Here is a 14,896-nt window from a genome sequence, read left to right on the forward strand (position 1 = left end):
GATCAATATTTTCTATAAGACATCAGCAAAATGCGGTCTTAATTTTCGATACACTGCGATTCCGACTAGCAGCAATACAAAGCTAAAGCCCCAGAAGTAGGCTGTCATCACGGGATGTTCCCAAAACCAGCCGGTTCCAAAAAAGCTTTCCCGATAGCCCTGGACAATGTAGTACAAAGGATTCAATTTTAGAATCCACAGCAAGTTTGCCGGAAAGATGTTTACATCCCAAAGAATCGGCGTTCCCCAGAACAATACCTGCATGCCCACATTGATAAATTGCAGAATATCCGTGAAAAAGGGTTGAAGCGAGGCGGTTACCCAGGTCAAACCGGTTAAAAAGACAATCAGACAGATCAGATAATAAAGGATCTGAATAAAGTGCAGGCTGATTGGTTGACTGTATAACAACAGCATCACCACTGCAAAGGCAATAAAAAAGATGTGGGTATAAAGAGAGGAGATGATTTTTACCGTCGGCAATATTTTAATATTGAAGGTTACCTTTTTTACCAGATAACTGTATTCCCTGAAACAATTGGTGCCATTAACCAGACATTCCGAAAAGAAAAACCAGACGATAATCCCGGTGATTAAAAACAAAATAAACGGCATCCCGCCAGCCGGAGCCGATTTCAGACCGATATCAAAAACAAACCAGTAGACGGCAATGGTGACCGTCGGCTGAATAAAGGCCCACATAATGCCCAAAAACGAACCGGCGTACCGGGACTTAAAATCATTGATGGAAAATTTCTGAATCAGTTTCCGATTTGCAACCAAATCTCTGATATAATCCATTAAATCTTTAAACAAATACAAACTGACACCTCATTCTTATTTTAAATGAAAAAGCACAAAAACTGTGCTTTTTCATTTACATCTATTCTACTTTTTCTTAGTTTTATTTTTTTCCGTACATATTTTGATAATACTGCTGGTAGTCACCCGACTTCACCTGTTCCAGCCATTCCTGATTGTTTAGATACCATTCAATGGTCTCAACAATTCCCTGTTCGAAGGTGTAGGATGGTTCCCAGCCCAGTTCGGTGGTGATTTTGGTGTTATCAATGGCGTAACGACGGTCATGTCCCAGGCGATCCTCGACATAGGTAATCAGTTCTTTGCTGATTTTTGACCCATCATTATCAATTGGGTATTTCCCGGAGCGGAGCATTTCCCCAACATTTTCAATAATTAAATTGACAATCTCAATATTCGCTTTTTCATTATTGCCACCGATATTATAGACTTCCCCAGCCACCCCTTTTTCCAGGATGGTGTCGATGCCACTGCAATGATCTTTAACGTGGAGCCAGTCTCTGATCTGCATGCCATCGCCATAAACCGGCAGGCTTTTTAAGGCCACCACGTTAGAAATCATCAACGGAATCAATTTTTCCGGAAAATGATAGGGTCCATAATTATTGGAACAACGACTGATGGTGATTGGCAGCTTAAAGGTCTGTCCATAGGATCGGACCACCAAATCAGCACTGGCCTTGGATGCCGAGTAAGGACTGTTGGGCGCAATCGGGGTGGTTTCGGTAAACATCCCGGTTTTTCCCAGGGCCCCATAAACCTCATCGGTGGAAACCTGATGATAGCGAACACCGTCCCGATAGGTCGGGTAGCCGCAGTCATCTTTTCCGGTTTGCCAGTGATTTTTGGCTTCATCCAAAAGCACCAGGGTTCCCATCACATTGGTTTTAATAAAGATCTCCGGATCTTCAATGCTGCGGTCAACATGGGATTCGGCAGCAAAATTCACGACCGTATCAAAATTATAGGTGTTAAAAAGATTCTGAATAAACGGCCGGTCGACAATATCCCCACGTTCAAAAACATAATTGGGATTCTTTTCAATATCCGTTAAGTTTTCCAGATTTCCAGCATAGGTTAACGCATCGACATTAACGATTTTATAATCCGGGTGCTGATCGAGCATGTATTTTACAAAGTTTGAGCCAATAAATCCGGCACCACCGGTGACTAATACTGTTTTCATGATTACTCCATTTCTATCTCTATCAAATTCAATCTATTCAAATCTTAAGCTATCTCGGATCTCGCTTAAGAAGGGCAGCTGTCCGTCTTTTTCTGAAAGCAGCACCTCATCGATTGTATCAAGCGGCCACTGGATCCCTACTTCCGGATCATTCCAGCGAATTCCGCCATCATATTCCGGGGCATATAAATTAGTGCACTTATAGTTAAACACGGCTTCGTCAGAAACCACTAAAAAGCCATGGGCAAAGCCTTCCGGGATATAAAACATGGTCTTGTTTGCTTCAGTCAGCAACACCCCGGCCCATTGTCCATAGGTGGGTGAGCCATTTCGCAGATCCACGGCGACATCATAAACCTCGCCCCGGGTCACCCGTACCAGTTTTCCCTGGGAGAATTTGGTCTGAAAATGCAGCCCCCGTAAGACGCCTTTACCGGATTTAGATTCATTATCCTGAACAAAGCGCATCGTTAAACCGGCTTTGTGAAATTCTTCTTCATTGTAGGTTTCCATGAAATAACCACGATGGTCGCCAAAAACCGATGGTTCAATGATCACCAGTCCGTCAATTTTTGTCTTAATTACATTTATCTTTGCCATCAGTCCACCTACTTGCCTGTCGCACGCTGAATCAGATACTGACCGTAGGCTGTTTTCTTCAGCGGTTCTGCCAGTTTTAACAACTGTTCTTTATCAATAAAATTTCGTAAGTAGGCAATTTCTTCGACACAGCATACATAAAGCCCCTGTCTTTTCTGGATCGTTTCAACAAAATTGGAGGCTTCAATTAAACTATCGTGGGTACCGGTATCGAGCCAGGCCATACCACGACCAAACAGTTCCACCTTTAAATTCCCCTGTTTTAAATAGGTTTCATTAACTGTGGTAATTTCCAGTTCCCCGCGTTCCGAGGGTTTGATATTTTTGGCAATCTCTACTACTTTATTATCATAAAAATAAAGCCCCGGCACCGCAAAATTGGATTTTGGATTTGCCGGCTTTTCTTCAATGGAGAGGACGGTTCCATCTTTAGCAAACTCAACCACCCCATAACGTTCCGGATCGGTTACCGGGTATCCGAAGATGACTGCCCCACTTTGCAACTCTGCCGCTTTTCTGATGGTATCCGTAAAGCCATGACCATAGAAAATATTATCCCCTAAAACCAAGGCAACACTATCGTCCCCAATAAATTTTTCACCGATAATAAAAGCCTCGGCCAAACCATTGGGAGCTTCCTGGACTTCATAGGCAAAATTCAACCCCAATTCCTCCCCGGAACCAAAAAGTCGTTCAAACATCGGGAGATCGTGGGGTGTGGAAATAATTAAAATATCTTTAATCCCCGCCAACATCAAGGTTGCCAGGGGGTAGTAAATCATTGGTTTATCATAGATGGGCAATAATTGTTTGGACACTGCCCGGGTGATGGGATAAAGTCGGGTGCCGGAACCTCCGGCTAATATAATACCTTTCATAATAACCTCTTCTCTTGTAAATTATTTTCAGATTCCTGGCGTACCGTAAGTTCTGAGGCGGGTTGCCGCAAAACCATGAAGGGTACGCTTTTAAATGCTTACTTCGTTAAATTATCCAGATATTCGACCAAGGAAATCTGCCAGGGTCTGAACTGGTTCAGCTGCAGGTCGTTTAGCGCTTTGTTCTCCAACACCGAGTATTTAGGTCGGGGCGCTGGCCGGACAAACTGCTCGGAGGTTACCGGCTCCACCGGGATGTCAATCCCTGATAAGCGGAAGATCTCGATGGCAAAATCGTACCAGCTGCATTGTCCTTCACAGGTGCCGTGATAAATGCCGTAATGATCGGTATGGATTAAATCAATAATCGCTGCCGCCAGATCAACGGTGCTGGTCGGCGAACCGATCTGGTCATTGACCACCGTCAATTTTGGATGTTTTGAAGCCAGCTCCAGCATCGTTTTAACAAAGTTGTTGCCGTCTCCATACAGCCAGGCGGTGCGGACAATAAAATACTTGGGCGCTATTTCAGAAACGGCTTTTTCTCCAGCCGCTTTGCTTTCGCCATAGACCGTTTTGGGATCAGTGGGATCGGTTTCCCGATAAGGCCGTACCGCACCTGCTTCAATAATCCCACTCCCATCAAAAACATAATCGGTCGAAACCTGAACCAGCACAATATCCCGATCCCGGGCGATTTCTGCTAAATATTGGGGGCCAGTCGCATTAATGGCCATGGCCAATTCTTTTTGGGTTTCACAGCCGTCCACATTGGTCAGTGCCCCACAATTGATGATCACGGTTGGCTGTTCACTGGTAATAATGGCCGTCATTTTTTCTTTATCAGTAATATCAAACTCGGGAATATCATATCCAACAAAGTCAATCTTTTTTTTCGCGAGTTGCCGGGTTAACTCCCGACCCAGCTGTCCATTGGAACCGGTTAATAAAATTTTCATATTTCACCTTATTTCATCATTCTTTTTACTGTTATTTTTTTCTGATTTTTCGCTGTTTTTATGCAGTTAAGCCATAAAAATTCATTGTCATTATACTTGATATCCCCATAAAAGTCTATTTTTTTCTAGATTCTTTCAGGTATTTAAGATTATTCCGTTACCCACATAATCCTGTTTTTCCCACAATTTATTATTTCCTTAATAATATTCAATGTTTTTTTAAGCAAATTTATGGTATTATTGGTTGATATGATTTTAGTTCGCTAATTTGAAAGGAACCTTCATGAAAAAGAAAATAATTTTAGTCATCCTGTTTTTGATCGTCTCATTAATAGGCACTGGACTAGTATATGGCTTTAATACCATCAGCCAGATAAATGAAATGGTCGCCGAACCCAAGATGGATGAAACCGAATTGGCCGTCAATAACGACCTCGATATCGATACCGTCAATATTGCTGTTTTTGGCGTTGACGGACGCAGCGACATTGAAGGGGATCGTACCGATACGATTATGATCGTCTCCATGGATTTCCGCAACGGCAACATCAAGGTCACCTCAGTAATGCGTGACTTATTGGTTCAGATACCGGAAACCAAAGACACCTATGAAAGTCTTGATAAAATTAATGCTGCTTATGCCTATGGCGGACCGGAACTGGCTGTTAAAACCCTCAACGAGAATTTTGATTTAAACATTAAAGATTATGTCATTGTTAATTTCGATGCGATGGTCGATACCGTTGATGCCCTGGGCGGGGTCGAAGTCAATGTTCAGAACGAAGACGTATTGGAATGGACCAATAAATATATTGACGATGTCAACGACAAAGTTGGCAAGGCTGACCCCTATTTGGAAACAACGGGTGTTCAAACCATCACTGGGGTTCAGGCCCTGGCCTATGCCAGAAACCGCTTTAGTGACGATGATTTCCATCGAACCGAACGACAGCGGGAAGTTGTCGGACAAATTGCTGACAAAGCCTTCAATATCGATATGACCACCGGCCTCAGTCTATTAAGCAAGGTCTATCCCTACATCAAAACCACCCTTTCGATTAGCGAAATCACAACCTATGCCAAGGCCTTTTTAGACTCTCCGGACAAGCAATTTCTGGAGTTCCGATTGCCTACTGACGCCCATGCCACCACCGCCATGATCAGCAGTGTTTCTTATGTGGTACCAACCAGTCTGGTGGATAACGTCATTGCCCTCCATGCCTTTATTTATGGACCCGTTCAGACGACCACCACAACGGACACCGCATCAACCAGCGGCAGTTCTACCACCGCAACACAAAACGCCAGCGCTGACAGCACCTCCGCCAGTACTGGTAATCGAACCAACGTCAGCGCTCCCACCACCAGTTCAAACACCAGCGTTTCATCAGGCACCAGCTCGGGTTCTAGTAACTATACAGCTTATGTGCCATCAGCCCGGGTCAAGGAAATCAGTGATGCCATTGCCTACTTCGCAGGTACCGGCTCATCCTCATCCTACACTGATTCCAGTTCCAGTGACAGCAGCAGTGACTATTCCAACTCCAGCAGTTCGGGATCATCCTATTCCAACACTGAGTCCTCAGGGTCCGGTTCGTCGGGAAGCTCCAGCGGTTCGGGCGGCAGTTCTTCAGGATCTGATTCCAGTTCAGGTGACTCTGCTTCTGGTACTGGTACTGACTCTGGATCGGGCTCCAATTCAGGCAGTGATTCAGGCTCAACGGATTCAGGTACCACCGACAATAGCAGCGGCGGCGATGACACGTCTTCAGAGAGCAGTAATTAGTGCAGATTATTTTACTAAATCTAATTATAAAAACTTATCAAACCTAAACGTATAAAGGCGTTATCCCAAGCATCGGGATAACGCCTTTCTTTTCTTCTTTTACTCTGCTAACACCTGTGATTGTAACGCTTAGATTAAATCCGTTACCTGCTGTTTAAGCAGATCCTTCTTTTCTCCAGCTTCTTCTTTGGTCTTCCCGGTTACCGAGAAATAAATCTTTAGTTTTGGCTCAGTTCCTGATGGCCGCAGGGCAAACCAGGAATAGTCATCAAAAACAAATTTCAGAACATTTGATCGGGGCAGATCAATTGTTGTTTTCACTCCCGAAACCATGTCCGTGCTGATGCCTGCTTCATAATCGTTAAAACAAATCAGTTTGGCATCGGCAAAACCTGGAAAGCTGACTTGTCTGAATTTTTCCATAATTTGATTAATCTTTGTTTTCCCCTCGATTCCCTCAAGGGTCAAGGCCACCACATCTTCGATAAAATAACCATGTTGTTTATATAACTCAATCAGGGCTTCGTAAAGAGTCTTACCCTGTTTCTTATAATAATCGGTCATTTCACAAACCAGGGCTGAAGCAACCACGGCATCCTTATCCCGGGCATAATTGCCCGCCAGGTAACCATAACTTTCTTCGTAACCAAAGGCAAAGGTATAATCGCCGGTTTGTTCAAAATCAGTCATGCATTCACCGATGTATTTAAAACCGGTCAGAACATCTAAAACGCCAGCACCATGCGATTTGGCCACAAGCCCACCCAGTTCACTGGTAACGATCGTTTTAATCACCACCTTGTTATCCGGCAGATCGGTGCGGGTTTTAAGATAATAATCAACCAAAAGGGCCCCGGTTTGGTTGCCGGTAAAGACTTCAAACTCCCCTTTTTGATTTCGGCCTACCACACCAACCCGATCACAGTCGGGATCGGTGCCAATAATAATATCGGCACCACATTCATCGGCCAACGCCATGGCCAGGGTAAAGACAGATCGGTCTTCCGGGTTGGGATAGGGTGCGGTCGTAAAATCGCCATCCGGCAATTCCTGTTCTGGTACCACCGTCACATGCCGATAACCGAGTTCTGCCAACACCCGACGCACCGGCTGATTACCAGATCCATGCAGTGGCGTGTAAACAACTTTCAATTCACTGTTGGGATTGGGCTTGCAAATAGCGGTAACCGCTTTCGTGAAGGCATTATCCATATTTTCACCAACCATTTTGATGACCTTTTGATTACGGCCTTCTGCCAATGTCATCATCGGAATGCCAAAAACATCCGGTATCTTGGCGATTTCGGCAATCAGGGCATCCGCCGAAGCGGTTACCATCTGACCGCCATCGGGCCCATAGACCTTGTACCCATTATATTCCTTGGGATTATGGGACGCTGTAATCACAATCCCGCCAGCGGCTCCCAGCTCGCGGACAGCAAATGACAGTTCCGGAGTGGGCCGCAGTTCTTCAAAAAGGTAGGCGGTAACGCCCATTTTACCCAGCACCCCAGCGGCCGCTTCCGCAAATTTTCGGGAGTTGTGACGGGAATCATAGGCAATGACGACCCCCTTTTCCCAGTTCTGAATATCCTGCCGCAACAAGTACTTTCCTAAGCCATACGTCACCTTGGCGACGGTGTAAATATTCATGCGGTTCGTGCCAGCACCCATTTTCCCCCGCATGCCACCGGTGCCAAATTCCAGATCGGTATAGAAGCGATCTTCAATTTCTTTTTCATCGGTGATGGCTTCCAATTCCTGCCGGAGTTCTTCACTGAGTTCCAACTGATCTAACCAGTTTTGATACGCTTTTTTATAGTCCATCGTGTTCCTTTCTCCAATCCATTACGGATGAATGTCTCTGAATCAGGGCATCGGCCCGTTTTCATGCCAGTCGGAATCGGCTGTTTATTTGTCGTTTAACAGGGTTTCTAAATACCTTTTAAAATCTTTACCCAGTTTACCGTCTCTTAAACCATATTCCACCGTGGCCTGGAGAAAACCCAGCTTGTCACCCACATCATAGCGTTTGCCAGCAAAGTCGTAGGCAAACATTTTTTCCATGGTGGCCAGGGTTTTTAGTCCATCGGTGAGTTGAATTTCACCGCCAGCCCCCTTCCCAGTGTGCTCCAGCACCTCAAAGATCCCCGGGGTGATAATATACCGTCCCAGGATTGCCAGGGTTGATGGTGCCCTGCCGATGGCCGGTTTCTCAACCAGATCGTTAACCTGAAAGACCCGGTCACCGACCGCCTCACCGGATACGATTCCATACTTGTCGACCTGATCCGGCGCCACCTGCTGTACCCCGATAACTGAGGCTCCATAGGCATTGTAAACATCGACCATTTGCATCAGGGCTGGGTTTTCATCGTTATAGACAATATCATCCCCCAAAACCACCGCAAAGGGTTCATCGCCCACAAATTCTTTAGCACAAAGGACTGCATGCCCCAGACCTTTGGCTTCTTTCTGTCGCACTGAAAAGATTTTTGCCATGTTGGTAATGGCTTCCACCTGCTCCAGCGCCGCAGTTTTGCCACCGGCTTTTAACAGGGCTTCCAGTTCTGGCACCTTATCGAAGTGGTTGATGATGCTGTCTTTATTGCGGCCGTTGATTATCAGTATCTCCTCAATTCCTGATGCCACAATCTCTTCAATGATATACTGAATCGTTGGTTTATCCACAATTGGCAGCATTTCTTTTGGCACTGACTTGGTAATTGGTAAAAACCGGGTACCCAATCCTGCTGCTGGAATCACCGCTTTGCGTACTTTTTTCATGCTAATTTATCTCCCTTTCTGGAATCCCCAAGCCTGAATATATAAAGCCTCTAGGCGGTTCATCGCCAAACAAATTTCTGAAGTCAAAGAAAAAGCGATCTTTCATCACCGTGCGAACCCGCTCCTGATCCATCCCTTTAAACTCCCGCCAACTGGTAATCAGCACCAGGGCATCGGCATCTTGAGCCGCTTCATAAACATTGTGACAATAGCTAATCTCATCTTTTTCGTTATGTAACCGCCATTTGGCTTCCTGATTTCCTTCCGGACAATAAATCTGGATCCTGGCCCCAGCGGCAACTAAACCCTTAACAATATTAATCGAGGGCGCTTCCCGCATGTCAGTCGTTTCCGGTTTGTAGGACAAACCTAAAATGCCAATGGTTTTTCCGTCCAGATTGCCCATTGTCCGCTTAATTTTTTCCACCATCTTGTTTTTCTGTTTTTCATTGGCTTTAATGGCACCTTTAAGCACCATAAAATCTTCGCCATAGGCTTTAGCGATTTCCACCAGGGCCTTGGAGTCCTTAGGCAGATCGCTGCCACCATAGCCCGGACCGGCTTCCAGAAAGCCTTTACCAATTCGCTCATCCCGACCCATGCCATTGGAAACATCGAGAATATTGGCATTGGCATTTTCACACAGCAAAGCCATCTCGTTAATAAACGAGAGTTTGGTGGCCAGAAAGGCGTTGACCCCATATTTGATCATTTCTGCGCTCTGGGGATCCGTAATCACATAATTCTCTTCCCGGACGTGAAGACTGTCATAAACACTTTTTAACCGTTCCACTGCTGCTTTTGAATCCGATCCGATCACCACCATATCCGGTACCAGACAATCCTTGATCATCGAACCTTTCCGGGCAAAATCAGGATTGCTGATCACATCAAAGGCAATATCTGCTTTCCGTTCATCCAGCGTTTTTTGAATGGTCTGTTTTATGATCTGACAGGTACCCGGGGGAACGGTGGATTTAATCACCACCGTTATCGGGGTTTCCATATGGTTGCCAATGCTCTGAGCAATCGGCTTCATAAAGCGCAGATCTGGAAAATCATGATCATTGGTTGGCACTTCACAGGTAATAAAAATAATCTCACTTTTTTTGATAGCGCTTTGAATATTCGAACTGAAGTACAAGCGGCCAGTTGATACTGAGGTTGACACCAATGCTTTTAAGCCCGGTTCATAAATTGGCAATTCGCCTTCGGATAACATATCGATTGTTTCCTCATCGGTATCAACACAGATGACATTGACGTCCGAGTCGGACAGAATCGAGCCGTAGGTTATTCCTAAAATACCCAAACCAATAATACAAATATTCATTCTTTATCCTCCGTTTGCCATGATCGCTTAAGTTTTCTCTCCATTGCAGCCTTGTTCATTCTCACTTTAACCATTCCTCGATTGACACCCAATGGTCTTAACTTTCAACTTGAATTATAGCACAAAAAAAAGCGCATTAAAATACTTGCCCCAATAAAAAAAGACCGCCGGGATCCCTGATCGAATCCCGATGGTCTTTTTATTATAAATTGTTTAATTATAAACCTTCTTTTGAATTGATACGAGCAATTGCTCTTTCCAAAGCTGCCTGAGCCCGAGCCGCATCATACTTGTCGTCCTTAAGACGTTGTAGTGCCCGCTCTTTTGCTTCCTGAGCCCGTTTAAGATCAATTTCTTCCGGCCATTCAGCTGCATCGGTTAAAATAATGGTTTCTCTGGGATTAATGGTGGCAACGCCCCCTAAAAGGGTGCCGCTTTTACTTTTTTTATCGCCAAAAATAATATTAAAGGTACCAATGGCTACTGAGGTTGTCAGCGGTGTATGCTCTGCAAGCACGGCAAACTCCCCTTCTGTTCCCCGGATGACAATACGCTCGATATCATCGTCAAAAAAGATACCGGTTGGAGCAATGATTTTTAATCTGAACGTTTCAGCCATTAAAACTCACCTCAACTAACCTTTGATTTTTTTTGCTTTTGCAACTGCGTCTTCGATCGTCCCAACCATCAGGAAGGCACTTTCTGGTAAATCATCATGTTTTCCTTCAAGGATTTCTTTGAAGCCCTTGATTGTTTCGCCAATGGTTACATAAACCCCTGGAGTACCGGTAAACTGTTCCGCAACGTTAAATGGTTGAGAAAGGAAACGCTCAATTTTTCGCGCTCGGGATACGGTAATTTTATCAGCGTCTGATAATTCATCCATCCCCAAGATTGCGATAATATCCTGCAGTTCTTTATAACGTTGTAAAATTTCCTGTACTTCACGAGCCGTGTCGTAGTGATCCTGTCCAACAATTTTGGGATCAAGAATACGAGAAGTGGAATCCAATGGATCTACTGCTGGGTAAATACCTTTTTCGGTGATGGCCCGGTTAAGTACCGTGGTGGCATCCAGATGGGCAAAGGTAGTCGCTGGTGCCGGGTCAGTTAAGTCATCGGCAGGTACGTAAACAGCCTGAACCGATGTAATTGAGCCCTTGCTGGTAGAGGTAATTCGTTCCTGTAAGGCACCCATTTCAGTTGCCAGAGTTGGCTGGTAACCAACCGCACTTGGCATCCGACCTAAAAGCGCCGATACTTCTGAACCCGCCTGGGTAAATCTAAAGATATTATCGATGAACAGCAGTACGTCCTGACCTTCCTGATCACGGAAATATTCTGCCATGGTCAGACCAGTTAAGGCAATACGCATTCTGGCTCCTGGTGGCTCATTCATCTGACCAAAGCAGAGGGATGTTTTATCAATAACCCCAGATTCCATCATTTCGTAGTAAAGGTCATTTCCTTCACGGGTACGTTCACCAACACCGGCAAAAACGGATAAACCACCATGCTGGGTTGCAATATTGTTAATTAGTTCCTGGATCAGTACGGTTTTACCAACACCAGCACCACCGAACAGACCAATTTTACCACCTCGAACGTAAGGACAGATCAGGTCAACAACCTTGATGCCGGTTTCAAACATTTCTGGTTGGGTTTGTTGCTCTTCAAAGCTGGGTGGATGACGATGGATTGGGTGCATCGTCACGCCAGTCGTATCAAAGGGTTTTCCATCGATTGGTTCACCCAAAACGTTAAACATTCTGCCAAGGGTTGCTTTCCCTACTGGCACGGCAATTGATGCTCCAGTATCTACAGCTTCCTGATTTCTGACCAGACCATCTGTAGAGTCCATTGCAATACATCTGACAATGTCATCTCCAAGTTGTTGAGCTACCTCAACAACCAGGGTGTGTCCATTGAGTTCAATATTTACTGCGTTGTTCAATTTTGGCAGTTGATCTTTTTGAAACTTGATATCGACAACTGGTCCAATAACCTGAACAACCTTCCCTATATTTTGGGCCATTCCCTATAACCTCCTTGTGCAAATTAATTTGCACTTAATAATTTTCTGTCTGGCAGGAATTGTGATCCTGCCCTATGCAAATTGTTATTATTTCAATGCTTCCGCCCCACCAACAATTTCAGAAATTTCCTGAGTAATTGCTGCCTGACGGACACGGTTGTATTTCAGTGTCAAACCATCGATCATCTCATTGGCGTTGGTTGTTGCCGATTCCATGGCGGTTCGACGGGCACCTTGTTCACTGGCGGCACTTTCGATCATTGCGCCATAGACGGTGCTGCTGACAAAGTTCGGAATCAGCTGATTTAGCAGCTCTTCCGGATCGGGCTCATAGAGCATGACGGTCAGATCTTTGCTTTTTCCTTCATTTTCGACCGCTTCCACTTTTTTTGCCGGTTTGAGATCTTCCACGCTGAGAGGAAGTAATTTCATGAGGCTGGCATGTTGTGAAATGGTAGAGATAAATTTGGTGTAGACAACATAAACTTCGTCATATTCGCCTTTTTTAAATCCTTCCATCACTACTGCCGCCACTTCCCGGGCATTAAAAAAGTTTGGTCGTTCGGAAATTCCGAGATATTCACCCTGAATCGTGTAGTCGCGGTTTCTGAAATGATCCCGACCACGAGATCCAACGGCATAAATATAAGCATCTTCTTTGTTTGTTATGTGATCCTCAACCAGTTTGCAAACATTGGCATTGTAGCCACCAGCCAGACCCTTATCACCAGTCAGGACAATATAGGCAACTTTTTTAACGTCACGCTGGTTCATGAAAACATTTCGGGTGCTTCCACTTTTTTCAACAATGCGTCCCATACTTTCAATCATGGCCTCAAAATAAGGGCGACGACCTTCGGCCAGTTCACGGCTTTTTCGCAGTTTAGCCGAAGCCACCAGTTCCATGGCATGGGTGATTTGCTTTGTACTGTTTACACTTTTTATCCGACGTTTAATATCTTGTACATTTTCTGCCACTCAGAATCACCTCCGCTGACAATCTATACAGATTTACTGAAAACTTTTTTATAAGCCTCAATACATTCAGCAAAACCTGCAACAACCTCATCCGAAAGGCCATCCTTACCTTTTGCTTTAGCCATGATTTGTGCATAATTCTTCTGGGCGTATGCAATCAGACCTTTTTCAAATTCACGGATATTTTTAACTTCAATGTCTAATAGGAACCCATTGGTTGCCGCATAGAGAATCAGAACCTGATCTTCAACATTCATTGGATCGTATTGATCCTGTTTCAGGATTTCCACGATTCGTTCCCCTTTTGCCAGCTGAGCCTTGGTTGCTTCATCCAGATCTGATCCAAACTGGGCAAATGATGCCAACTCACGATATTGAGCGTACTCAATTCGCAGTGGTCCGGCAACCTTTTTCATGGACTTAATCTGAGCAGACCCCCCAACTCGAGATACCGAGATCCCCGGGTTAACAGCTGGACGAATACCGGAACGGAACAGTTCAGCTTCCAGGAAGATCTGACCATCTGTAATCGAAATTACATTGGTTGGGATATACGCCGAAACGTCACCCGCCTGGGTTTCAATAATTGGCAGCGCGGTGATCGATCCACCAGCTTTAAGCTTGGCAGCCCGTTCCAACAGTCGTGAATGGAGGTAGAAAACATCCCCTGGATACGCTTCACGTCCTGGTGGACGACGGAGAATCAGGGACATGGCTCGATACGCTACCGCATGTTTTGATAAATCATCATAAATAATCAAAACATCTTTTTGCTCTTCGTTCATGAAATATTCAGCCATGGTAACCCCGGCATAGGGTGCCAGGTATTGCAGTGGTGCTAATTGTGACGCACTGGCTGAAACAACGATGGTATAATCCATGGCATTATTTTCTTCCAATTGTCCCACGATCTGGGCAACGGTTGATTCTTTCTGGCCGATGGCAACATAGATACAGATAACATCTTCACCTTTTTGGTTGATGATGGTATCAATCGCCAGAGCGGTTTTACCGGTTTGTCTGTCACCGATGATTAACTCTCGTTGACCACGGCCGATTGGAATCATCGAGTCAATCGCTTTATAACCGGTTTGAATCGGCTGATTAACGGATTCACGTTCGATAACCCCAGGTGCTTTTACCTCAACGGGACGATGATGATCCGTGGCAATCGGGCCTTTCCCATCAATTGGGAAACCGAGTGCATTAACGACACGGCCAATCATGGCGTCACCAACGGGTACTTCAACGATACGACCGGTACAACGAACAATATCACCTTCAACGATGTTATCATCATAACCTAAAAGAACACAACCAACGTTATCTTCTTCAAGATTGAGTACCATCCCGTAAACCTCGTTCGGGAAAGCTAAAAGCTCACCTGCCATAGCATTTTCAAGACCATGAACACGGGCAACCCCGTCTCCAACTTGAATGACCGTACCGACATCGACGACTTCAAGCTTATCTTGATAACGCTCTATTTCATTTTTAATAATTTGACTTATTTCCTCTGGTCGGAGATTCAA

13 protein-coding genes are annotated in these 14,896 nt (G+C 45.0%); 1 reads left to right on the forward strand and 12 read right to left on the reverse strand.

Annotated features, from left to right (window positions below; all coding sequences use genetic code 11):
• Window positions 1–12: 12 nt before the first annotated feature.
• The 5 genes from ACWI_RS11665 to rfbD all read right to left on the reverse strand — a co-directional run bounded on the left by ACWI_RS11665 (window position 13) and on the right by rfbD (window position 4,445).
• Window positions 13–822 carry an ABC transporter permease gene (locus tag ACWI_RS11665; protein WP_139142364.1) on the reverse strand — a complete coding sequence of 270 codons (810 nt, stop codon included), beginning with the start codon at window positions 820–822 and terminating at the stop codon, window positions 13–15.
• 82 nt (window positions 823–904) lie between these two features.
• Entirely contained in the window at window positions 905–2,008 is a 1,104-nt protein-coding gene (rfbB, locus tag ACWI_RS11670; protein WP_070371615.1) for a dTDP-glucose 4,6-dehydratase, read from the reverse strand.
• A gap of 33 nt (window positions 2,009–2,041) precedes the next feature.
• Window positions 2,042–2,608 (reverse strand): dTDP-4-dehydrorhamnose 3,5-epimerase, encoded by a 567-nt coding sequence (rfbC, locus tag ACWI_RS11675; RefSeq protein ID WP_070371616.1) that lies wholly within the window; start codon window positions 2,606–2,608, stop codon window positions 2,042–2,044.
• Between the two features lie 8 nt (window positions 2,609–2,616).
• Complete coding sequence (gene rfbA, locus ACWI_RS11680) at window positions 2,617–3,486, reverse strand: glucose-1-phosphate thymidylyltransferase RfbA (RefSeq protein WP_070371617.1); 870 nt, start codon at window positions 3,484–3,486, stop codon at window positions 2,617–2,619.
• A gap of 98 nt (window positions 3,487–3,584) precedes the next feature.
• Window positions 3,585–4,445 carry a dTDP-4-dehydrorhamnose reductase gene (gene rfbD, locus ACWI_RS11685; RefSeq protein ID WP_070371618.1) on the reverse strand — a complete coding sequence of 287 codons (861 nt, stop codon included), beginning with the start codon at window positions 4,443–4,445 and terminating at the stop codon, window positions 3,585–3,587.
• Between the two features lie 283 nt (window positions 4,446–4,728).
• On the opposite strand from rfbD, the gene ACWI_RS11690 reads away from it, so the two are divergent.
• Window positions 4,729–6,231 (forward strand): LCP family protein, encoded by a 1,503-nt coding sequence (locus ACWI_RS11690; RefSeq protein ID WP_070371619.1) that lies wholly within the window; start codon window positions 4,729–4,731, stop codon window positions 6,229–6,231.
• A 129-nt stretch (window positions 6,232–6,360) separates the two neighbouring features.
• Here ACWI_RS11690 and ACWI_RS11695 read toward each other — a convergent pair whose 3' ends face one another.
• The 7 genes from ACWI_RS11695 to atpA all read right to left on the reverse strand — a co-directional run bounded on the left by ACWI_RS11695 (window position 6,361) and on the right by atpA (window position 14,896).
• Window positions 6,361–8,058 (reverse strand): phospho-sugar mutase, encoded by a 1,698-nt coding sequence (locus ACWI_RS11695; RefSeq protein WP_070371620.1) that lies wholly within the window; start codon window positions 8,056–8,058, stop codon window positions 6,361–6,363.
• An 84-nt stretch (window positions 8,059–8,142) separates the two neighbouring features.
• A complete protein-coding gene (galU, locus tag ACWI_RS11700) occupies window positions 8,143–9,018 on the reverse strand; it encodes a UTP--glucose-1-phosphate uridylyltransferase GalU (protein WP_070371621.1) in 876 nt (291 codons plus the stop codon).
• 1 nt (window position 9,019) lies between these two features.
• Window positions 9,020–10,351 (reverse strand): UDP-glucose dehydrogenase family protein, encoded by a 1,332-nt coding sequence (locus ACWI_RS11705; protein ID WP_070371622.1) that lies wholly within the window; start codon window positions 10,349–10,351, stop codon window positions 9,020–9,022.
• 217 nt (window positions 10,352–10,568) lie between these two features.
• Window positions 10,569–10,970 (reverse strand): ATP synthase F1 subunit epsilon, encoded by a 402-nt coding sequence (gene atpC / locus ACWI_RS11710; protein ID WP_070371623.1) that lies wholly within the window; start codon window positions 10,968–10,970, stop codon window positions 10,569–10,571.
• Between the two features lie 15 nt (window positions 10,971–10,985).
• On the reverse strand, window positions 10,986–12,386 hold the full coding sequence (gene atpD / locus ACWI_RS11715) for a F0F1 ATP synthase subunit beta (protein ID WP_070371624.1): 1,401 nt from the start codon (window positions 12,384–12,386) through the stop codon (window positions 10,986–10,988).
• A gap of 87 nt (window positions 12,387–12,473) precedes the next feature.
• A complete protein-coding gene (atpG, locus tag ACWI_RS11720) occupies window positions 12,474–13,364 on the reverse strand; it encodes an ATP synthase F1 subunit gamma (RefSeq protein ID WP_070371625.1) in 891 nt (296 codons plus the stop codon).
• A gap of 23 nt (window positions 13,365–13,387) precedes the next feature.
• Entirely contained in the window at window positions 13,388–14,896 is a 1,509-nt protein-coding gene (atpA, locus tag ACWI_RS11725) for a F0F1 ATP synthase subunit alpha (RefSeq protein WP_070371626.1), read from the reverse strand.

Source organism: Acetobacterium wieringae, assembly GCF_001766835.1.
Classification (GTDB): domain Bacteria; phylum Bacillota; class Clostridia; order Eubacteriales; family Eubacteriaceae; genus Acetobacterium; species Acetobacterium wieringae.